Source organism: Mesorhizobium sp. WSM2240 (assembly GCF_040438645.1).
In the GTDB taxonomy this organism is placed as follows: Bacteria; Pseudomonadota; Alphaproteobacteria; order Rhizobiales; family Rhizobiaceae; genus Allomesorhizobium.
The window spans coordinates 867,162-888,415 of sequence record NZ_CP159253.1 but is presented as its reverse complement, the minus strand read 5'-3'; the positions used below and the strand labels follow the sequence as shown (position 1 = coordinate 888,415).

The window sequence follows — 21,254 nt, the reverse complement described above, 5'->3', positions numbered from 1 at the left end:
CGAGCGACACCCGACAAAGGCCGGACAGTCGATTGCGTGCGGGATTTTTGAAGCTCTATTGCAGCCCTAACTTCTTCTTCAGTTCCGCGTTCTCCTTGCGCAGGCGTTCCGCGAGGAGGCTCTTCAGTCGCTTGTTTTCTTCGTCGAGCACGTCCAGCTCGTTCAGATCGTCACTTTGTGATGCAGGCGTCGCGACCTTCTTCCAATCATAATAGGTCTGTTCCGATATGCTGGCCTGCTTTACCGCGCTCTTGAGTGTCGCGCCGCCACTGATTGATATCTCGATCTGGGCGAGCTTCTGGGCGCGCTCCTTTTCAGAGTAGATCTTCCGGCCGCTCCGCACAGCCGCTTCTGGTGCTTCCTCAGCCTGGGACGCCGTGTTGGCGTTATTCTTACGAGCAGGCGGCCTAGGCTCAGCCTTTGCTTTCCGCGACCGTGACGACGGTTTCTTCTTCGTGCCAGGCCTCTCCGCTTTGGCTGTCGGTTCGCTTGCAATTTTTACGGATTCAGCGTCCTGGGAATCTGCCATGAGGTGATCCGCTAGCGGTTTGTGCAAGTGTTCTTCATCAATGGTTACGACCTCAGAGTCGGCAAGCCGACGATTTGGCAGCTCCATCTCCTCGACTTCCCTTGTTGTCTCGGCCAGCGCTGCGGAGAGATCGACATCGCTCCAGATGGAACGACCCCGTTTTTGATAACTACGTTTCTGTTTGACCTCCACAGTGAACGGTCGGGTCTGTCGCTTCATAGTTTCTCCTTGTTGGATACGAAATGCGCAGGAAGTCGCGGCTCTGGCGCTTCCCCTGTTGCTCCGAGCTATATGGACGAGACCGCCCGAGAGCAAGAGAGCGCGTGGGCGACCGATACGCTGAACTCACCGGTTCCTATGAGCATGCAAGCTACGCCGTGCAGGACAAAACCGACATGATGACGCTTCACTCCACCGCTTCCCCGCAGGACGAGGCAGCGATAAGTTCCTGACCCACAAACCCGTTTTGTGCACCAAGCCTGGAGGAACTGAAGGAGGCGCCGAAGAACATTGATCGTCTGAATCGGATTTACAGCCGGACGCATCCAAACATCGCGGCGCGCGATTTCGCTCTCCGCCGACATTTTCTGCCCGCAGCTCACGCTACACGAGCTCGCCCACCATTTCGAAGCCCTCCCGCCAGGTTTCACGAGAGCACCTCGGTCGAGGCTGCCTTGGCCGGGTCTCCCGGCGGCGCCGTTCTCGCAAAACCGCTGCGCATGTTCGGGGTTATGCATTAGCCGATAATTGGCGTCGCTTGCCTCTGCTACCGGTCATTCACGTTTGGGATCGTCGCACTTGCCAAGGAAAACCGAGTTGGTTCGATCCGACGCTGACCTGTGGGCGGGGGCTCGGGCACATGGGCCGATGCCGGACCGAATCGTCTCAGGCAACGCCGGTTATCTCGTCGAACATTGTGACAGCGGCGCGGCTAAATCATATCGACTTGCGTTATAGGATCACCAATTCCAACGCGCGCTTCGCAAACGTGACTGGACGTTTTGGGCTAGCGCTGATAGCGGCTTGCTTAGCCGCATCTTACGATTCGGTCGCGAAAGCGAGAACCGTGGCCGACGCAAGAGTCGGTAAGGATCGAGGCGTGACCGATCACAGAGGCGCGCCGCAGGATGGGGAAACACCCGCAATATTGATCCCGCAGCACGAGGCCCGACGCGCGCCTCCACCACACCGGTGCACTTAGACCAGCGCGATCTCGATACCCGATCCTGGGCCGTTTACAGATGCATGGAGACGGACCAACCAATGTCGCCATATGCAATCGACCATCTTGCCTATCGGCCCAGTTCTTTCCATGTTCCGCCGGGCAGCGAAGTGCCGTTATTTAAGAGCGTTAAGCATCCGAAGCTGGCGCGCCGGCAAGGCGCCCTAGCTGTGCTCGCCAGTTGCGAGCGCAGCCTGAAGCGTCGCCAGGAACTCGCCACGTGCTCGGCATCTTCGATTCCAAGCTGAAGCTTTAGAACCGCACCGCGACTTATAGCGTGGCTTCCATGCCTCCATTGGATAGGGAAGCGCTTCCAGCATCGCCGCCACAGGAGCCGCGCGTCGCCCGAACTTGCTCTCCGGCCGAGGGCCCTCGTCTTCCCGTCCGGAGACAGATCTGTTGCAGCTCCTCCTTGGGGGATATGAGTCAAGCCCTTTGAACCGCATATTAGCTATCCATAATGTGGATGCGTCAAATCGAAACAAACGATTTTACCGGTTTTGCAGAACGTCGCATAGGGACAATTCAAGGAAGCCCCTTAAAGGAAGTTGTCGATGTTTGCGTTAGCTCCGAGGAGCATTTTTGTCCCCGCGTAGCATTTTCCGGTGCACGCCTTACGGTGTTCGCCGAAGGTCAATCAAGCCGCATGTCCATTGCGGCTGGGTTCTTCGGTCCGCGCAAGCTACGTCGCGTCGGCTCGCTGCAACAAGCTCTTTCCTGCATAGGCGCTTACTTCAAGAAACAGCAACAAAGACGAGGTCTTTCCATGCGCTCTGACGTGCGGTGGCGGTTGTGCTGGGAAAATGAATTGCAACTGGCCGACCATGCCGAACTGTCGGACTTCTTCCGAAAGAGCTATGGACGGACTGGGGCCTTCAACACAAAGCCATTCGAAGGCGGCCGCAGTTGGGGCGGTGCGCGGCCGGAATTCCGCGCAATCGGCTACGATGCGCACGGCGTAGCGGCTCACATTGGCATACTGCGCCGGTTCATCAAAGTTGGCGGGGTCGATCTACTGGTGGCCGAACTGGGGTTGTATGGGATCCGTCCAGATCTTGAAGGACTCGGAATCAGCTTTTCACTGAGCGCTGTGTTTCCAGTGCTGCAGCAGCTTGGGGTTCCATTCGCTTTCGGCACGGTTCGGCACGCGATGCGCAACCATGTCGAGAGGTTCTGCCGAGGCGGTCTGGCGACACTTATTTCGGGCGTTAGCGTACGGTCGACCCGCCCGGATGTGCATCCCGACCTGCCGCCCACGCGCCTGGAAGACGTGCTCCTCTTGGTATCGCCAATTGGACGCTCGATGGACGAATGGCCGTCTGGCACCCTGATCGACCGAAACGGTCCGGAGTTATGAAGCGGGGCTACATACCAAGTGGTGCGCTGACGCTGACCTTTCACGACGGTCCCAATCCATTTTTGCCGGTGACCTTCTTCGTCATCGGCGCCTACCGCAGATCGGCCGGAACTCATCCGGCTCTTATGAGCATTGGGCTTCGTCGGTTGCACAAGCTTAATGGCTATTTTTGCCACGCGGCAGGTCTCAGGAGACGAGCCGCGTCCACGTCAAAACAAGCTGAAATGGGAAAGGAACACAATGGCTGATCAACTCACAACGGAAATCATTGCCATAATCAAGAAACGCGTCGAAGCGGAGAGCGGCGGGGAAACGACTGCATCCATCGTCGGCGAAATAACGACTGAGACGGAAATGACCGAGCTCGGCATCGATTCACTGGGATTAGCTGACGTGCTCTGGGACTTGGAGCAAGCCTACGGCATCAAGATCGAAATGAACACGGCCGAGGCGTGGGCGGGTGTTCAGAATGTCGGCGGCATGATTGAAGCCATGCGCGGGTTGCTTGCTAAGGTGGCTTGAATGGACAGGCGCGTCGTCATTACCGGACTAGGCGGGTTGTGCGGACTGGGCACCGACGTCGCCTCCATTTGGACAGGGATGCGCGAAGGCCTCTCCGCCATCGGCCCGATTGTCAATGCAGAGCTTCATGAGCTGAAGGGCACGATCGGCGCCGAGATCAAGGCGCTGCCTGATCACGACCTTGACCGCAGGCAACTCGTCTCCATGGCTCGCTTCAGCCTACTTGCTGTGCTTGCGGCGCACGAAGCCATGCGACAGGCCGCACTTTCCTGCGATGAAGGAAATGCCCATCGCTTCGGCGCGATAGTGGGCGCCGGCTTCGGCGGCTGGGACGCGGCCGAAAAAGCCTACCGCGCCCTGCTTTTGGGCGGCGCGAACCGCATTGATCTCATGACCGGAGTAAAGGCGATGCCGAGCGCAGCTGCCAGCCACGTCAGCATGAGCCTCGGCCTGCGCGGGCCGGTCTTCGGCGCCACCTCCGCCTGTGCCTCGGCCAACTATGCGATCGCCTCGGCCGTCGACCAGATCAGGTACGGCCGGGCTGACGTGATGCTTGCCGGAGGCAGCGACGCGCCATTTGAATTTATTGTGATGAAGTCGTGGGAGGCAATGCGCGTACTCGCTCCGGACACTTGCCGGCCCTTCTCCGCCGACAGGAGGGGCTTGGTGCTGGGCGAGGGTGCGGGTATGGCCGTGCTGGAAAGCTACGAGCATGCCAAGGCACGAGGCGCCACGATCCTTGCCGAGATCGCCGGCATCGGCCTTTCCGCCGATGCCTTCCACATCGCCGCGCCGACTGTCGAGGGGCCGGAAGCGGCGATGCGCGCCTGCCTTGCCGATGCCGGGTTGAATGCGGAGGATGTGGAGTACCTAAACGCGCATGGCACTGGCACGAAGGCCAACGATGAAATCGAAACAGCGGCGATCAGGCGCGTCTTCGGTGATCATGCTAATTCGCTGTCCGTCTCTTCCACTAAGTCCACCCACGGGCATTGCGTCGGTGGAGCGAGTGCGCTTGAAATGATAGCCTGTGTGATGGCGATCCAAGACGGTGTTGTGCCGCCGACCGCCAATTATCGCCAGCCAGACCCCAATTGCGATCTCGATGTCACGCCCAATGTTGCGCGCGAGCGCAAGGTGCGCGTGGCCATGAGCAACGCCTTCGCCATGGGCGGATTGAACTCAGTTTTAGCATTCAAGCAGGTGTAGAAGCCCTGCGAGATGCCTCCCGCAAGGTCACCCGTGTCGGATCACTCCACCGGTCCGGTAACTGCCTCCTTGCTGAGGTAGGCTGAAGACTGAATGTGGTATGCAGTACTTTGGCGTAGCCCCCAGCACGAAGCCTCAGATGAGGTGATCACGTCGATCGAGCGGCGCCTCGCTTCCCATGGCCGAGACCGACCGCAGCAAGGCCTACTAACTGCACAATTCATCACCGGCCTGCACGATTGAGAAGAGGATAAGAAATGTTCGAATTGAACGGCCGCAAGGCGCTCGTGACTGGCGCATCGGGAGGCATCGGCGAGAAGATCGCCAGGGTGCTGCATGCGCAAGGGGCCATCGTCGGCCTGCATGGGACGCGCGTCGAGAAGCTCGAGGCGCTGGCCGCCGAACTCGGCGACCGAGCCAAGCTGTTTCCGGCCAACCTTTCCAATCGGGACGAGGTCAAGACGCTCGGCCAGAAGGCAGAGGATGAGCTCGAAGGCGTCGACATCCTGGTCAACAATGCCGGCATCACCAAGGACGGGCTGTTTGTGCGCATGGCGGATGTCGATTGGGACAGTCTGTTGGAGGTCAACCTCACTGCCGTGTTCCGGCTGACCCGCGAACTCACCCATCCGATGATGCGGCGCCGGCACGGCCGCATCATCAACATCACTTCGGTCTCCGGCGTCACCGGCAATGCTGGCCAGACCAATTACTCAGCCTCCAAGGCTGGCATGATCGGGTTTTCCAAGTCGCTCGCGCAGGAGATCGCCGCCCGCAACATCACCGTCAATTGCGTCGCTCCAGGCTTCATTGAATCGGCCATGACCGACAAGCTCAATGACAAGCAGAAAGAGGCGATCATGGCGGCGATCCCGATACGGCGGATGGGCACCAGCGACGAAGTCGCTTCCGCAGTCGCCTACCTCGCTTCCAATGAAGCTGCCTACGTCACCGGGCAGACAATTCACGTGAATGGCGGCATGGTAATGATTTGAGCAGGAGCAGACCGGAGTCTACCTGTTCCAAAACGGCCTTTGGTGACCGCGGTCCGTGACCTCCGCAACCAACACTGTCTGGCACGTAATCTGAAGGCGATTCACCATCACCGAAGGGGCATCATCATGCGTGATCGAGCAGATAACTCAGCTGAGCGGGCGGGATCACCCCTTGGCTGCGGGCAGCGCGGCCGAGTTGGCCGGACGCGCTGGTAGCGAAGATCGTGTTAGACATGTTGCTCGTTTGTAAGCGTTTCGAGACGTGCTCGAGACCGGCACTTGATTGTGTGTCGGTGGCGCCTGGTAAAGAAGGGCAGTTTCAAATCAGGTAGATGCCTGCACAACACCCGTCTGGGAGAATTCGATGGATATCCGCACCGCCTCGACCCGCCAGAAGATCGAGAGCTACTGCGCCGACGTGATGAGTGGCGGCATCGCCAACTGTCCGATCCGCGACGTGATGCAGAACGTGTCGGGCAAATGGAGCGGGCTGTTGCTCATGGCACTAGCGGAGCAACCCTACAGGTTCGGCGAATTACGGCGGTTGGTGCGGGGTATCTCGCAACGCATGCTGACGCTGACTCTCCGCGAGCTGCAGCGCGACGGTTACGTGCATCGCGACGTTTTCCCGACGACGCCGCCGAGCGTCGAATATTCATTGACCGCTTCGGGGCGGTCGCTCCATGCGGCCATGGAGCATCTGTTCCAGTGGGCCGAAGACAACCACGCCAGCGTTGTCGAGGCGCGCCGTAGCTTCGACAACGGAAAATTCTGACCTGTTGCGCGCCAGAGACAAGTCGAAACTGGACCGTACTCGCTAGCCGCTAACCATGCTGGAGCGGGAAGCGCGAAAGCTGAGCCGCTGATGCCTGGGGCAACTTTCGTATCAGCTTTCCAACGTTGAGCGGTTCCTTCCTGGGTACCCATCCGGTCAAGCTTCACCGGCTTCACCGGATGGATACGAGATAATACCGATGCGGAACTATCAGCGCCAGCGCGATCGTCGTCGCCCTAATCTCACAAAGACGGGCAGGTTTGTAGGAAGTCCCCTCCCCTGCGCGAACATGCTTTGGATAAAACCCAGCTTTTCAGTAATGTCGATCCGGAGGGCCGGGGCGACGGTGCTCAGGGGATGCGACTCGCGAGATCTGAGATCCTACCCATCAGCGCTTCCATCGGTCCTCGCTGGAAGACGCGCAGCCAGAGCACCGCGAAAGTGCTTACAACCACGATGAAGCCAAAGAGCATGGACATCGAGCGTCCTTCTCGCATATCTATTCCCCCAATGTGCATCAACAGAGCTATTCCCACAATGTGCAGGACATAGGCCGTTAAAGGCATCGAGCCGACCGCGATTATTGGCCAGACTAGCTTTCGCAGATGCGGGAGCGCGTCCATAGCGAGCAAGCAAGCCGCCAAGACAATCATTGCGCAACCGGTGTTGCCCAGGATTGAGAACGTCGTCTCGCTGTGAGGTGCGGCAACCAATAGCGACAAGGACGAGGGGCCAAGGTCCGACGACCACAGGGCGGATTCCTGCAAAGCGGTCGGTAGAGGCAGCAGCGCGAGCCAGGACCCCCCATAGCCCAACACGGCCAGCGCGCCCCCGGCCAGACCAAGGCGCCAATGCGATGCTTGCGTAGCAAGGCCAAGGCGCGCAATGGCCATGCCTGCGATCACAAAAGGAACCCAGGTCATCGCGGGATAAGTGCCGCTGACCATGAGCTTGAACACTGGGGAGACGTCGTAGCCAAACATTGACAAAAGGAGGAAGCGCACTTGCGGGAGAACCAACGCGGTCGCCGCAGCGAGCAAGCCGAGCTGCTGTGCGTTGAGCCGATAGAGCGGCAGGACCAACAAGAAGCAGATTGCGTAGTATTGCAGGATGACCGCAACCGGCGCACCGAGGTAGGTCAGTATTGAGCCAAGCCCCAGGAAAATAAGGGCACGAATTGCGACTCTGGCAATGGCCTGTCTACCGGCTACTCCCGACTTAGGCGCCTTGCGACCGGTAATCAGGATGATCGAAAATCCGGCCAATACGGCAAACAGGGCGGACGACCGCCCAGAAGCCAGTTCCATCAGATTCCCGACTAGTCCTCCTTCGCCGGGGACGGGACCGACATGGGCGGCATACATGCCGAAGACAGCCACGCCGCGAGCAAGGTCGATGCCGACCAGCCGATCTACGGCCAACCCATCGCTCGCGACGGCAATCGGCGCGTTCTTCGCCATGGTGTGTTCCTTGCTTGGTTGTGTCGATCACGGGGACGGGCGGCAGGAGAGCCGGTGGCTGCTGCCATCGTCTCACCCTGAACAGTTCAAGGATCGTGCCAACCTGGCGAATCGAGCCGGCGACAGCCCTTTAGCGTGCGGCGAACAACGGATCGGCCCACCAAGCCTGTGGCGCGGACCTGACAAACCCGACAAAGTGTCGCGAAGCCGTCATTTTTGCAGGGATGGCGGACCCAAAGAGATCCACTGAACCGGCGGCGGAACTCAGCGACAGCGGATGATCCGATCAGCACGCCGCGGCACCGCCGGTGACGGTCTCCCCGGATGTCAAGGCCAAGGCTTGAACCCTGCGATAATCTGTGGTGGTGCGAGGCAGACGCTCATCCCCGTCGCCGATGTCGATCCCAAGCTCGGCCAACAGGTGGAGGTCCACTACGACCTGCCGCAGACCTCGCTGCAGCGTAGCATTGTCATGTCCATCACCTTGCGTTTGAACGGTTTGTCATTTGGCACGGTACATGCGCGGTCATGCGCAGACACGTCAGGGACAAGGAGAAGACGTTCCATGATCACCTCACAGAAAGCCACCCCCGCCGCGGGTCTCCCGGATAAATCCAAGGACGCTCGAGTGTGGCCCGCAACATGAATACGGTTGCTCATCCGGCTCGGCGCTGCCCGCCGATCCACCTTCTCCCAGAATCGGGAGGGAGAGTGTCACGCAGCGCCTTCAAAGTAAGGAACAAACCACTTTGCCGCAGACCTTTCCTCGCGTCCTGCCACCACAACCGTCAATAAAGCTTCGGCCTGGCTGGCTGCGCAGGATATTTCCTGCGTGCGCACCTGCCCTGGTCACGACCGCTCCGGCTCCCGCCGCAAGGGAAGACGGCAAGGCGACGAATTTCCTGCTCGACAACGGCATGGAGGTGGTCGTCATCCCCGATCACCGTGCGCCGATCGTCACCCTTATGGTGTTGTATAAGATCGGCAGCGCCGACGAGCCGCCAGGCAAATCAGGCATTGCCCATTTCCTGGAGCATCTGATGTTCAAGGCGGCGACAACCAACCATGCGGCCGGCGAGCTTGGCCGCGCCGTCTCGGCCATCGGCGGCTCGATCAATGCCTTCACCTCTTACGACTTCACCGGCTACCATGAAACGGTAGCGCCTTCGGCGTTGGAGCAGATGATGAGCTTTGAGGCTGATCGCATGTTCAACCTCATCCTCACCGACGATGATGATATCAAGACCGAGCGCGACGTGATCATGGAGGAGCGCCGCTGGATCGTCGACAACAATCCGCAGACGATGCTGGAAGAGCAGGTTGACGCGACTCTCTGGCAGAACCAGCCTTACCGCATCCCGATCATCGGCTGGATGCAGGAGATGGAGAAGCTGACCTGGAACGACGCTAAAGCGCTCTACGAAAAATATTACAGGCCCAACAACGCCGTGCTGGTGGTGGCCGGCGATGTCGAGCCGGAGACGGTGAAGGAGCTGGCCGAGAAGACCTATGGCAAGCTCGCGCCGGGTCCTGATTTACCGCCGCGCACCCGCCCGGTCGAGCCGGAGCAGAACACCAGGCGCACGGTGACGCTTAGCGACGTACGCGTTTCGGTGCCCAGCTTTTCCACCCATTGGGTGGTGCCGTCCTATCGGACGGCCGAGCCCGGTGAGGCCGAGGCGCTGAACCTCCTGGCCGAAATTCTCGGCGGCGGCAACCGCAGCCGGCTCTATCAGCAGTTGGTGGTGGAACAGGGCCTCGCCGCCAAAGCCGGCGCTCATTTCCAGGGCACCATGCTCGATGCCACCAGGCTCACCATCTACGGCTCGCCGCGCGGCGATGCCAAGCTCGCCGATCTGGAGGCGGCGGCCCATGCAGTGATCGCCCGCATCGTCAAGGACGGTGTGACCGATGACGAGCTGGACAAGGCCAAGAACCGCTGTGTCCGCTCCCAGATCTTCGCCCGCGACAAGCAGTACGATGTGGCCGAGATGTATGGCTCCACGCTCGCCACCGGCGGCACCGTGCAGGACGTCGAGGAATGGCCGGACCGCATCCGCAAGGTCACCGCCGATCAGGTGAAGGCGGTCGCCGCCCGCTATCTCGCGCTCGACCATTCGACCACCGGCTATCTCTTGCCCGACGGAGAATTTGATGTGATGACGAACCAACGCGATGGCGTCTTCGCGCAGGCGCGCTCTCCTTGGAGAAGGGAGGGCAGCGCGCCTCGCCACGCCGCTGGCGATCCTTCTCCTCGCGATGTCGTTCCTCATCCTGCCGGCGCTAAACGCCTGAACATCCAGGACGTTAAATCTGAAAAAGGCATCGACGCCTGGCTGGTGGAGGACCACACGACGCCGATCACTGCCATTCGCTTCGTCTTCGACGGCGGCACCACGCAGGACCCGGCCGGCAAGGAGGGCCTCGCCAATCTGATGAGCGCCCTGTTGGCCGAGGGCGCCGGCGATCTCGACAGCGATGCCTTCCAGGTGAAGCTAGACGATGCCGGCGCCGAGATGAGCTTTAAGGCGCAGCGCGACGGCATTTATGGCTCGATGCGCATGCTGTCCGAACAGCAGGACGCCGCTTTCGATTTGCTTCGGCTCGCGGTCAACAGGCCGCGCTTCGACCGGGAGCCGATCGACCGCATCCGCGCCCAGATCCTTTCCGGCATCATCGCCAAAGAGCGCGACCCCGAGGCGATCGCCGAGCGCAAATGGCTGCGCGCGATCTACGGCACGCATCCCTATTCGAGGCCGGCCGAGGGCACTAAAGAGAGCCTCGCTGGCATCACACCGGCCGATCTCAGCTCCTTCCACAAGGCCACTTTTGCCCTCGACGGCCTGCATGTGGCGGTGGTCGGCGACATCGATGCGAAGACGCTGCGTAAAAAGCTCGACCAGCTGTTCGGCGATTTGCCTCAGAAGCAGTCGCGCGCCCCCGTCGCCGATGTCGATCCGAAGTTCGGCCAGCAGGTGACAGTCGACTACGACCTGCCGGAGACGTTGCTGCGCTTGGCTTATCCCGGGGTGAAGCGCAGCGCGCCAGATTTCTACGCCGCCGGGCTGCTGAACGAAATCCTCGGCGCCTCGCTTTGCGAGGTGGTGCGCGAAGAGCGCGGTCTCGCCTATGACGTCAGCTCCGATCTAGACGATGACGAGCATTCCAACACGATCGTCGTCACCACGGCGACGCGCTCGGACCGCGCAGCCGAGACTCTGAGCCTGATACGCAAGGTGGTGAAGAACATAGCGGACGAGGGGCCGATCGAGAGCGAGCTCGAGGCGGCCAAGACACATCTGATCGGCGCCTTTACCAGCAACCACCTGGATTCTTCCGGCTCGATTGCAGCCACCCTCCTTAAGTGGCAGCTCGACAAGCTCGGCATCGACTACATCCAGCGCCGCGCTGCCCTTATCAGTCAGGTGACACTCGACCAGGTCAAGGCAGCGGCCAAGAAGCTGCTTTCGGGCGAGCCCGCCATTAGGGTCGTCGGCCCGCCGCTAGCGCAAGGAGGCAAAAGTATCAGGTTTATTCTAAAGGCCGCGGAGCGGATTGCGCGGGCCTTGCATTTGCCGGTTGAGGCTGCCGAATCGCCGGATTGTGGCCCGCTTCCTCATCATGCCAGCCACCCTTCGGTGGACGCCGATCGTGGGCTCACCTTGCGCAGCCGCCGGCCGGCCGCTTGAAAGAAGCCCTTGAGGATCTCGGCTTACATCGTCTTCTAGCCGAGCAGGCACTGCAACTCGCGCCATATTCCGAAGGTGTCACGATTCGCCCTCGGCCCTCGGCGTCTGTCGCCGCCAGCCCGCCCTGCGCCACGAGCTTGTGCCAGTGGAACAGCCGGTTGGGGTTTGAACGCCGTTGCGCTGGGCGACAACGCTAACCGTCACGTCCGGCGCGTAGGTCTCCTCGATCCATCGACAGCTTCTCGGTCGTCGACCATCGACGCCGACGGTCGCGACCGTTCAGGATTTCAATCTTCGGATTGCTACCAGTCATGGACACCACACTACTCCTATAGACTTCGTGTCCGCATCATTCGAGGGCTATCTCAGAGCTCCGCGAATCCCTGCCGTCCGGCGTCAGGGATGGGCTGGCAAACTAGCGGTGCTGATATTGACCGCGCGGAAAGTCGCCTTGGGGAACACGCCCTTGTTGCCGGCCGCGATACTGGCGACGTACGTCGCGTGCGAGCCTTCAGATTGCTTCGATTGGCGCTTAGCGAATGTTGCTGGAGATCTCCCGCCTTTTCCGCTGCAATCGCCGCATCCATCAGCGGCTTGGTCAGTTCGCTTTATATTTCGGTCCAAACCGACAGCGGCTGCGTTATACTCGAAGGCCGAGCGCTCGCAACCAGCGTCGGAGGCGATCAAGCCATCGGTTTTCGGAATGACCGGCGACGCCTCTTCTCAACGACTATGCCGTTCGGGCTTTCTGCCGTATTCTTCGCCTTGAACACGGCCGTTTGCTTCGGTTTCGGTTTGGGTGGCGCTTTAAGCTCTGCCGTTGGCGCCGGCGATTGCTTGGTCTGCTGCTTTTCCTTGCGGGCGCCAAGCAAAGCCTTGGCGGTCGCCGCGTCCGCATCCGAGACCTCGCCGGCCGGCTTGCCATCGAGATCGATCCGCGCGGCGCCGGCATCCAGTCTCGCCAAATATTTGGCCATCCTGGTATAGGCGAGCAGGGCTCTCCTCACTTCATCATCAGACAGTTCGCCGTCATGCACGCGAATATCATGATGAATGCCGATCTTGAGCGGCCTGGGCGCTTTCGGATTGAATGCCGCAGGCCACCTTGCCGATAGATGGCGGAAAAGCTGCGCCGGCGATTTCCCTCGGCTAGCGGTCGACATGATCAAGCCTCGTCCAATTTGTTTGCATTTCCCAATTCGGACGTTCGTAGCACGCATATATGCAATGATGATGGAGAATGGAATTCGTCCACAGGGCAAAGCAGTGGGCGCTCACGTCTTTCCATTCGGGCAGACGAAGCGCCTGCTGCAGCGAGCAGGATCCGGTAGCAGTCACGCCGAGTCGTCCCATCTCTCCGCCAGCCCCTCCGTTGGCAGCGTATCTGAAACGCCGGAGCGAAAAAGCCGGCCCTCCGCCGAGCTCGTCGGCGAGTAGGACGCCAAAAGCGTCGCGGCGCGCACTACCCTATCAGCCGTTCGCCGTATCAGGCGAGCGTGTCGTAGCGAGAAAGCTGCTCAGGCGACCGTTTTCGCGATCTCAGCCGTTCAAACGCCGTTTGGGACGACAAATCATGCGAGTGGTTGGCGAAACGGTTCCGCCGAAGCCCTTCACGCCACCTCCGAATTATCGGGTCATTACCAGGCAGGCAGTGAACCGCTCGATCAAAATGCCCCCCGCGCTGGAGTGCGCCCCTGAGGGTGGACACTGATCAGGCCGCTGTTTTGCCAGTCTGCCGGATGTGCTGATCCTCGAATTGCTGCGGGCTGAGATATCCCAGCGCCGAATGGAGCCTGCGTTTGTTGTAGACCGCCTCGATGAAGTGGGGAGGTGTCCGGCAACGTCCTCGGAGGTCTCGAAAGCCATGGGTAGACGGCATCGACCTTCAGCGTCTTCATGAAGCTCTCGGCCTTGGCGTTGTCGTACGGATTCCCTCTGCGCCCCATCGAGCCGATCAGACCGTTGGCGGCAAGAAGCTGCCGGTAGATCTCAGCAGCATATGGCGAGCCGCGATCGGAGTGGTGGATGCAGCCGGCAGGTGGCATTCTTTGCTCGATAGCAGCCTTCAAAGCCGCGACTGTCAGGCGTGCATCGATTGACCGGCCGATGGCGTAGCCGACAATCAGGCGCGACCAGGCATCGAGGACGATGGCGACGTAGACGAACCGGGTTGGCAGGGCAACGTAGGTTATGTCGCTGACCCAGAGCTGGTTCGGCCCCGTCGGAACAATGTCTTGGGCCAGGTTCGGGAAGATCGGACCGCCGTGATCACTATCGGTTGTGGCAATAAATCGCCATCTATTCTTTGGTTGCAGGCCGTGTTCGCACATCAGCCGCCGGATCTTTTTATTGTTCACGACCACGCCCTGCTGACGCAGGGCCGCACCAACGCGGCGATAGCCGTAGAATTCGAACTCGTCACAGATGGCAAACATGGCCTCAACGATCGCCGTGTCGTCAGCCCGCTTTTCCGGACGGTCATAGTAGGTCGAGCGCGCGGTGCCCATCAGCCGGCATCCTTCGGCGACGGAGATACCGCGGGGCCGGTGATAACGGATGTAGTCCCTCTTCTCGGCGGCGGTGCGCTTTTCAGAGCCCCCTTTAGGAACTCCAGTTCCAGGGCCTGCTGCCGACGAGCCGCTCAAGGGCCGCGATCCGAGCTTCGTATTCCTGGATCAGGTCGGCCGCCTGCGCATCGTCGTCGAAGGCGCCTTCCTCGTATTTGCGGACCCAGACCCGGATCAGGTTGCGGGTGATGTCGTGGAGTTCGCCAAACCGTGTAGCGTCTCGCCTGACAGATATTCCTGCGCGACTTGACGCTTAAACTCGATGCTGTGTGTTCGGTATCTTGCCATGATTCTCTCTTCGAAAAGCCGACAAGACTGGTCAATCCCTCATGCCGAACTGTCCACCCTCAGGGGCGCACTTCACGCGACGGAGAAAATCGCTTGTTATATGACCCTCTCAGTTACCGCGTGCATCAGCCGTCTACGTGGTGGGATCGCGCATCAACAGGCGGATTTGGTTGAAGCCACGATGATCCGGGGGAAAACAGGACGCCGGCTTGTCTTGATGCGATAGCCTCTTGATTACGTCGCCGGATGGGTAGCATGCCACAGCTAGGGACGGTTTTGATTGAGGTGATGTGTTATCTGCGCCGATCAAGCGGGCGGGCGAATACTCTTCAATGTCCGCGCTGACAGCCATGCGAATACCGCTTCGTTCTCAATCTGTGAACAAGGACCGAATGCTGGCCTTGGCAAGTCGCTCAGCCGAGCTTTAATCCTTTGCCGAGCGCCATTGAATCATAAATGGGGGTATATGATGATCAGGCGATGGCTATCCCATGCTCGGATAGGAGACCACGGGCCTGGTTGACAAGCCTCACCCGATCGGCGACCAGCCGTCGACGAACGCGATGAACGGCCTGGATCGCCAGCTGATCGATCCACTTTGCCGGCACAAAGTGTGCCGGCACAAAGCGCAGTGAGGGCCGGCTAACTAACTGCTTCGCAGATGGCTCAGCATAGTTGCGGTGATCCGCGTTGGATTTCACGTATGGGTCACAAACCGTGGGCTGATCAACCGAACCTCACGGCCGAGATCGGAAAGTGCCCAATAGTGCGCCCCGTGGTGGAGAGGCGGGTTCATCATCCAGCAGCTGCCGGAGTTCCCCTGGCTCGAATGCCACCATTGGTGGGGAGGCGGGTTCATGATCAAACAGCTGCCGGGGCTCCTCCTCGTGCGGCAAGCGCCTCGTCAGCCGGTCTTGCAGCGCCTGCCGATCGGCCACGAGGTTGTCGAGGTGCAGCGGCTCGTGGTCCGGCTGCTCCCCGTTGAGCAATCGTCCAACCAGCGCCCACGTGCCGTCCAACACAAAGACGCCGCAATCATAATCGTTCGACTGTCGGGGCATGCGGGCTGGCGCCAAGGTGGCGTTCAGCAGTCCTGCGAGCTGTTTTGCAGGCACGTCGTTGTATCCCTCTCGCTGGAGGGAGTCGTAGTGATAGGCCAACCGCGTTTCCGGTTTGCGGCGATCAACGAGCAGCAGCGACCAATGCGTGCCGGGGTTAGTAGGAGTGCCATTGTTCACTGGAAGGAACAGGAAGTCGGCTGGCGCGTCATTTTGATTATAGATGGACTGCAATGTGTCGCGCGCGTCTTGCGGCGCCATGTGACGCAGTAGATGGGAGATCGACGGATCCACCAGCCGTGTCCTGCCGGCGAGCGTCGGATCGGTTGTCCGCAGCTGCTCCTCCAGCAATTGGTAATCCCTCAGGATATGGGCGTCGCTGAGCCACTCGGTGGCGTCGAGCACCGACCCGTTGGGGACATTGGACGAGGCTGTCGTATCGAGCGCCCTGATCTGAGTGTCGGAGGAACTGGTCGTTAGCGTCGTCACATCAACCAGTGGAAGGCCACGGTAGGTGTCTGGCAGCCTAGGGATTACTGGCGAGGCGGGTTGGGGAGCCCTTGCCGGTGGCGATGGCGCAGCTTCACTCATCGGCGAAAGTCGACCGCGGTGGATGGGCCGAAAGTCACCGGGCCCTCCCGTCGCCGCGACGGCGGCGGCGGACCCTGTCGCTTGCATCATGGGCTGCCACTCCGATTCGCGGAGCATCTGCCCGCGCGGACGCACCGGTGCAGAATGAGCATCGTCGCGTAAGTCGGACGGTGTGGGCGCATTCAGATCAACAAAAGACTGAAGACCGCCGAAGGTGTTGGAGCGAGCCCTGACAGGGGGCGCTGGCGCAAAGTGAGCATCGTCGCGTAAGTCGGACGGTGTGGGCGCATTCAGATCAACAAAAGACTGAAGACCGCCGAAGGTGTTGGAGCGAGCCCTGACAGGGGGCGCTGGCGCAAAGTGAGCATCGTCGCGTAAGTCGGACGGTGTGCGCGCATTCAGATCAACAAAAGACTGAAGACCGCCGAAGGTGTTGGAGCGAGCCCTGACAGGGGGCGCTGGCGCAAAGTGAGCATCCTCGCGCAAAACAGGGGCAATATGGCGCCCAGATCCCAACTCTCCGACGCCCGATCTCCGCAGATGCACCAGCGCGGCGTGGATCGCTACGTAATCACCTTCATAGAGCTTGACATCATCATCTAGCGTCTTGTCGTTAAGGCGATCGGCAATGCCTATCTTACCGTTTTTGTGTAGGTAGTCACTGAAACGTGTAAGAGCAGATGTATACCTCATTGCCTTGGCTTGGTCGATGTTCTTCGCAGACGGAGTTGCATTGTACAGTTTGATGAGGGCTTCATCCTGGGAATAGGGATTGCGGACAGAGCGACCTATGACTGGCAGGGGGCCGCCGGCCGCCGCAATCTTGAGATGATGCATTGGCACTTCGAGGGAGGGACCACCCGATCCCTCGTACTGCTTCCGATCCTGGTTGAGCGATCTCTCGCCCAGCCGAGTCGCAAAGCCCTGCTTTCCGTTGGCAACGAGCCAGCGAGCGAAGTTCAAAAGAGGATTTACATTGACCTTGAAGGTGGTCTCCGCGACCTTGCCCTTGCGGAGCGCCGATTCCAGCACCGCGAGAAGGGACGCATCTTCGGAATAAAGAGCACGTTTGTCGCCACCCACGGTAACCAGTGTTGCAGACTGGGTTGCGTTGTTCAGTTTGATGAGGGGTTCGTCACAGGAATGCGGTTTCCGGAGAGGCCGACCTACGATCGGCACGCCGCCGGCCTCCGCAGTCTTGAGATTGCGCATCGGCGCTTCGAGGGACGGACCACCCGATCGCTCGTACTGCTTCAAATCCTGTTTCAGCGACGTCTCATCAAGGCGAGTAGCAAAGCCCTGCTTTCCGTTGTCAACAAGCCAACGAGCGAAGCGCAAAAGAGGATTTACATTGGCCTTGACGGTGCCCTCCGTGACCTTGCCCTTGCGGAGCGCAGACTCCAGCACCCCGATAAGGGACGCATCTTTGGAATAAAGAGCACGGTTGTCGCCACCCACGGTGACCAGTGTTGAATTTTGGGTCGCATTGGTAGGACGCTTGAAGCCGTCAAGATCTTTGTTCGGCGCGTCAGGGTTGTTGATTCGCCCCCGCCCGATCTGCGCTTCGTTGATAGCGGGTAGCAGCGAGGTTGCGGCCTGCATCAGCACGCGTGTGCCTGAATTCCCGCTTTCGATCAGCAGCCCCTGAACGGCGACCTGCGGATTGTTTAGTGTCTTCTGCCTCTTCGCCGGTGCGCCATACTCATCGCCCCGATCCGCGGCACTACCCAAAGGTTGTTCCTCAGCGAAACTTTGCACGGGCAATTGGGCCGTCGGCTCTAATGTCGACCGCGAATTGCCTTTCCTTGGGCGCCAAGTCCTCACCCCAATGCGCTCGTCTTGAGAGACATCAAGGACCTGGTTAGGGCGGGCAACTGCGGCATCGACATGTGGCACGTCGCGCAGGTGCTGCTCAAATGCTGCTTGCTCTTGCTTTGGCCGCTGTTGCACCGTGGCGTTGTACGTAGCAGAATATCGCCCGGACGGGTTGACGTTCTGAAATCGGTCCATATTCCAACTCCGGTTGTGGCCGGTTTGCAAATGCAGGCAGCCTCGTTCTCCCCCTACTAGTGTTATCTTTCGAGAGGCTGACGCGGGTTACAAAAGTCAGCATGTCGCATTCTTGGTTTTGCAAAGGGGCGCGTTGAGCGGCAGCCTCTGCGCCAGACAGACCGTTGACCCGTGCGGGTCGAGTCCGCTTCGAACAAGTCTGAATACGGGCGAATGTCCCGGATTAACGAGCGGATTTTTGCCGTCGAGCGGGAGGGTTGCGGATCAACGTGATGTCGTATCGCGCCGGCATTGCGAAGGCGAGCATCGCCAAGTCAATCTATGCGGAACTTTGTGTGACGAGGCGATCGGGCGGCATGGTTCGCCAGCACTTGGATCACCTCCATACCACGTTCCATCTGACATCCGAGATGTGCTTCGCTAACTGAGTAGGGCCGTCAGGTGGTCTTCGATGCGGCGATCACTAGTTTGAACACCATCGGCTTGGCGGTGGTCGGCGACAACGAGCCCCTGGGTGCACCGTCCTGTGCCGCACGGTGGCGAAGACACTCTCGATGGGGTTGCCAACGGGTATGAGACAATGGTGCCCATGTGAAACGTCCCAACAATCTATCCTTGTATCTTTGGGCATCGCAGGTCACCGATTAATGTCGGGCTTGCACTACCGCACCGCTGCGGCGCGGAAACCAAAGTGAGACTGGGCCGGCTTGACTGTCATCGCGTTTTTCGCCGCCTTGTGTGGGCCGCCTGTTGTTTCAAGGCCGCGTCGTCCGCGAGGGGAGCTTTCCCCTCCCCTTGCTCTCCCATAGCCGTAACAGCCGGGCCGATGTTCAACGGCTGGTTCCGCAACGAACGCGTCGGCTCCGGCACCGCGCTTTATGTCGCCGGCAATCGACTGGCGCTCGACGCCTTCCACGCCGAAGTCGGGAACGGCGTCGAGCATCCCGGTGTAGGTTTGCTCGGCGCGGCGGAGAGCTCCCGCGCTGGCGCTTCCTCGACCAGCCGGCCGAGATAGAGCGCTCACTCTTGTCGCGATCGGCCTGAGCTCATGCCCAACACTGCCTCGGTGCCGAACAACGGAATCGCATCGGCCCAGCCAGGCGCTGCGCCAGCAGGGCATCGGCCAGCCTCGCTCCGAGGACGCGCCCGAAGCCACATCGTTCGGCAGCCATGAGCGCGCCGGCATCATCCCACCGTCCGAACGAGGGTGCCGAACTGCGAAGGTCGTCCGCCAGATCGATGACCACCTCGTCGCCCTGGACGAAACCGAACTCAACCAGCACCGCGGCGAGGCCCTTTTTGTCAGGATATCCTTGGCGCGCCGCGCTGCCAGCCGACGCCAAGCCAGGAGTGTCGCCCGGTTGCGTGAGAGCACGGCATCATGTAGCTGATGTCACTGAGGCGAATGGCCTCGGGAATACGGGCAGAGGCTGCGTGCCGCACGCACCGTGATAGCCTTGGCGCTTCGGGACCGTTCGGATGGGCCACAGTTTTCTGGCGCGAAGCACGGGCGATGGATGTTCAAAAGCTGACAGAGGGCAGACAAAATGTCAGGTTCGGAACAGACATTGGCAAAAATGTCAGGTTCATTACGACCGGCCATCTGGGCACTGCGGTGGTTTTTCCAAGCAATCAGGCGCTTACTGGCGCTGAGCGCGCTGGCACGGCTGTTGCACATTTGATGCTGACTGCACGCATTGGGGGCAGACGAGCGACGCTCTCTCTCCCCCTGAACCCGTGTGCTGTCTCTGAGCGGGAACAAACTCGCGCAGAAAGCAAACTTTGGAGCGCAACATGGTACTGCAGATCGAGTCCCCGGCGCCTTCGATTATGGTCGAGAACTGGCTGCGTGGCGAGCCCCTCACGAGCTTCAAGCCCGGCAAAGTGTATATCGTCGAATTTTGGGCAACGTGGTGCGGACCATGTGTGGACGGGATGCCGCATCTGATGCAGCTGCAGGAGAAGTACAGGGACAGCGGGGTCGAGATCGTCGGAGTCGCGGCTTCTGAAGACGCTCCAACGGCCGATGAGGCCCGAAGCGAGTTGGACGCGTGGTTGACCGAAAAGTTCCCGAACCTGAATTATCGGATCGCGTTCGACTCAACAGGCGAAATGGACAAGCTTTGGATGGAGCCCAGCTTTTCTGTCGGGATTCCGACCTCGTTCGTGGTCGATCGAGACGGCCACATCGCCTTTATCGGTCATCCGATGAAACTCGACAAAGTCTTGCCGAAAGTGCTTGGCGGCAGCTGGCGCAGCAGCGAGCAAGCGAAAGCCGCCGATACGAAGCGGATTGCGAAATGGGAACCCATAGCGCGCGAACAAGCGCTGATGAAGCTGATCGATGATAGATATTGGGCGGCGGTGGAGAAAAAGGATTGGAAGACGGCGCTCTCGGCGATCGAAGAAGGCATCGCCTTGTTGCCGGACAACCTCGGTTTTCGCCGGTCTCATGTGAATCTGTTGCTTAACAAAATGCGCGACATGCAGGCCGGCTTGCCCGTCATGCGCCAATTCGTTCGCGACGCGATCAACAGAAACTCCGAGGATTGGATGATTGCGGCGCTAGATCAACTCTTCCATCCGAACTTTGGCGGTTCGCACTTTCCGTCTGCTGAGCGGTTGGCGATGGGCAAACAGCTGTCCGAACACATCCTGGCACTGAATCCCCCGCAAGGCGAAGGCCTTAAGTTCTCTTATCCGGCCGTCGCTCGGTACTATCATGAGAGCGGCAACAAAGATCGGGCGATCGAGTTGATCGAGCTGGCACTGAAGTCGCTGGACGGTCCGGACCCTGACGCGAACGCAGTTAAACAGCACCTTTTGCCGGAGTTGCTACAGGCTCTGGCCAACTACAAGGGTGAGAAGGTTTGTTACGGCGCTCTCTGTGTGGCTCCGCAAAAGGATCCTCCCAAGAGGTCAAAGCGGCGGCCAAGGAGGAAACCAAAGAAGGGGCGATAGTCAGAACGGCTTACTGGCTAT

14 protein-coding genes and 2 pseudogenes are annotated in these 21,254 nt (G+C 60.0%); 10 read left to right on the top strand and 6 right to left on the bottom strand.

From position 1 onward, the window contains the following. Positions 1 to 55: 55 nt before the first annotated feature. Positions 56 to 748 carry a transposase gene (locus ABVK50_RS04240; RefSeq protein WP_353642699.1) on the bottom strand — a complete coding sequence of 231 codons (693 nt, stop codon included), beginning with the start codon at positions 746 to 748 and terminating at the stop codon, positions 56 to 58. Between the two features lie 104 nt (positions 749 to 852). Between ABVK50_RS04240 and ABVK50_RS04235 the strand changes: the two genes are divergently transcribed. The 6 genes from ABVK50_RS04235 to ABVK50_RS04210 all read left to right on the top strand — a co-directional run bounded on the left by ABVK50_RS04235 (position 853) and on the right by ABVK50_RS04210 (position 6,609). Further along, entirely contained in the window at positions 853 to 981 is a 129-nt protein-coding gene (locus ABVK50_RS04235) for a hypothetical protein (RefSeq protein WP_353642700.1), read from the top strand. Positions 982 to 2,517: 1,536 nt separating this feature from the next. Continuing rightward, the gene (locus ABVK50_RS04230) at positions 2,518 to 3,108 is read left to right on the top strand and encodes a NodA family N-acyltransferase (RefSeq protein ID WP_353646026.1); all 591 of its coding nucleotides are present in this window, start codon (positions 2,518 to 2,520) and stop codon (positions 3,106 to 3,108) included. A 240-nt stretch (positions 3,109 to 3,348) separates the two neighbouring features. Further along, positions 3,349 to 3,630 carry an acyl carrier protein gene (locus tag ABVK50_RS04225; protein ID WP_353642701.1) on the top strand — a complete coding sequence of 94 codons (282 nt, stop codon included), beginning with the start codon at positions 3,349 to 3,351 and terminating at the stop codon, positions 3,628 to 3,630. Further along, positions 3,631 to 4,839 (top strand): beta-ketoacyl-[acyl-carrier-protein] synthase family protein, encoded by a 1,209-nt coding sequence (locus tag ABVK50_RS04220; protein WP_353642703.1) that lies wholly within the window; start codon positions 3,631 to 3,633, stop codon positions 4,837 to 4,839. A 257-nt stretch (positions 4,840 to 5,096) separates the two neighbouring features. Continuing rightward, entirely contained in the window at positions 5,097 to 5,834 is a 738-nt protein-coding gene (fabG, locus tag ABVK50_RS04215) for a 3-oxoacyl-[acyl-carrier-protein] reductase (protein WP_353642704.1), read from the top strand. Positions 5,835 to 6,255: 421 nt separating this feature from the next. Further along, a complete protein-coding gene (locus ABVK50_RS04210) occupies positions 6,256 to 6,609 on the top strand; it encodes a helix-turn-helix domain-containing protein (protein WP_353646027.1) in 354 nt (117 codons plus the stop codon). Between the two features lie 350 nt (positions 6,610 to 6,959). Here the strand turns inward: ABVK50_RS04210 and ABVK50_RS04205 are convergent, their stop codons facing one another. Next, positions 6,960 to 8,069 (bottom strand): DUF418 domain-containing protein, encoded by a 1,110-nt coding sequence (locus tag ABVK50_RS04205; RefSeq protein WP_353642705.1) that lies wholly within the window; start codon positions 8,067 to 8,069, stop codon positions 6,960 to 6,962. An 845-nt stretch (positions 8,070 to 8,914) separates the two neighbouring features. On the opposite strand from ABVK50_RS04205, the pseudogene ABVK50_RS04200 reads away from it, so the two are divergent. Then, positions 8,915 to 10,210: pseudogene (locus ABVK50_RS04200) on the top strand (pitrilysin family protein); the annotation flags it as partial. A gap of 18 nt (positions 10,211 to 10,228) precedes the next feature. Next, positions 10,229 to 11,758, top strand: coding sequence for a pitrilysin family protein (locus tag ABVK50_RS04195; RefSeq protein WP_353647039.1), 1,530 nt, complete (start codon positions 10,229 to 10,231; stop codon positions 11,756 to 11,758). A gap of 38 nt (positions 11,759 to 11,796) precedes the next feature. Here the strand turns inward: ABVK50_RS04195 and ABVK50_RS04190 are convergent. The 4 genes and pseudogenes from ABVK50_RS04190 to ABVK50_RS04175 form a co-directional block, all read right to left on the bottom strand. Next, a pseudogene (locus ABVK50_RS04190) lies at positions 11,797 to 12,071 on the bottom strand (transposase); the annotation flags it as partial. A gap of 370 nt (positions 12,072 to 12,441) precedes the next feature. After that, positions 12,442 to 12,921 (bottom strand): ProQ/FinO family protein, encoded by a 480-nt coding sequence (locus tag ABVK50_RS04185; RefSeq protein ID WP_353642706.1) that lies wholly within the window; start codon positions 12,919 to 12,921, stop codon positions 12,442 to 12,444. Positions 12,922 to 13,422: 501 nt separating this feature from the next. Continuing rightward, on the bottom strand, positions 13,423 to 14,403 hold the full coding sequence (locus ABVK50_RS04180; protein ID WP_353642707.1) for an IS3 family transposase: 981 nt from the start codon (positions 14,401 to 14,403) through the stop codon (positions 13,423 to 13,425). A gap of 947 nt (positions 14,404 to 15,350) precedes the next feature. Continuing rightward, positions 15,351 to 18,272 (bottom strand): Ulp1 family isopeptidase, encoded by a 2,922-nt coding sequence (locus ABVK50_RS04175; protein WP_353642708.1) that lies wholly within the window; start codon positions 18,270 to 18,272, stop codon positions 15,351 to 15,353. An 826-nt stretch (positions 18,273 to 19,098) separates the two neighbouring features. Here ABVK50_RS04175 and ABVK50_RS04170 point away from each other — a divergent pair. Continuing rightward, positions 19,099 to 19,287: a hypothetical protein gene (locus tag ABVK50_RS04170; protein ID WP_353642709.1), complete on the top strand. Its 189-nt coding sequence runs from the start codon at positions 19,099 to 19,101 to the stop codon at positions 19,285 to 19,287. Between the two features lie 779 nt (positions 19,288 to 20,066). Beyond that, positions 20,067 to 21,233 carry a TlpA disulfide reductase family protein gene (locus tag ABVK50_RS04165; protein ID WP_353642710.1) on the top strand — a complete coding sequence of 389 codons (1,167 nt, stop codon included), beginning with the start codon at positions 20,067 to 20,069 and terminating at the stop codon, positions 21,231 to 21,233. Positions 21,234 to 21,254: the final 21 nt, after the last annotated feature.

Coding starts and splice junctions, on each gene's coding strand:
- ABVK50_RS04205 (WP_353642705.1), bottom strand. CDS start 8,069: ATGGCGAAGAACGCGCCGATTGCCGTCGCGAGCGATGGGTTGGCCGTA.
- ABVK50_RS04230 (WP_353646026.1), top strand. CDS start 2,518: ATGCGCTCTGACGTGCGGTGGCGGTTGTGCTGGGAAAATGAATTGCAA.
- ABVK50_RS04165 (WP_353642710.1), top strand. CDS start 20,067: ATGGTACTGCAGATCGAGTCCCCGGCGCCTTCGATTATGGTCGAGAAC.
- ABVK50_RS04170 (WP_353642709.1), top strand. CDS start 19,099: ATGTTCAACGGCTGGTTCCGCAACGAACGCGTCGGCTCCGGCACCGCG.
- ABVK50_RS04240 (WP_353642699.1), bottom strand. CDS start 748: ATGAAGCGACAGACCCGACCGTTCACTGTGGAGGTCAAACAGAAACGT.
- ABVK50_RS04195 (WP_353647039.1), top strand. CDS start 10,229: ATGACGAACCAACGCGATGGCGTCTTCGCGCAGGCGCGCTCTCCTTGG.
- fabG (WP_353642704.1), top strand. CDS start 5,097: ATGTTCGAATTGAACGGCCGCAAGGCGCTCGTGACTGGCGCATCGGGA.
- ABVK50_RS04210 (WP_353646027.1), top strand. CDS start 6,256: ATGAGTGGCGGCATCGCCAACTGTCCGATCCGCGACGTGATGCAGAAC.
- ABVK50_RS04185 (WP_353642706.1), bottom strand. CDS start 12,921: ATGTCGACCGCTAGCCGAGGGAAATCGCCGGCGCAGCTTTTCCGCCAT.
- ABVK50_RS04225 (WP_353642701.1), top strand. CDS start 3,349: ATGGCTGATCAACTCACAACGGAAATCATTGCCATAATCAAGAAACGC.
- ABVK50_RS04175 (WP_353642708.1), bottom strand. CDS start 18,272: ATGGACCGATTTCAGAACGTCAACCCGTCCGGGCGATATTCTGCTACG.
- ABVK50_RS04220 (WP_353642703.1), top strand. CDS start 3,631: ATGGACAGGCGCGTCGTCATTACCGGACTAGGCGGGTTGTGCGGACTG.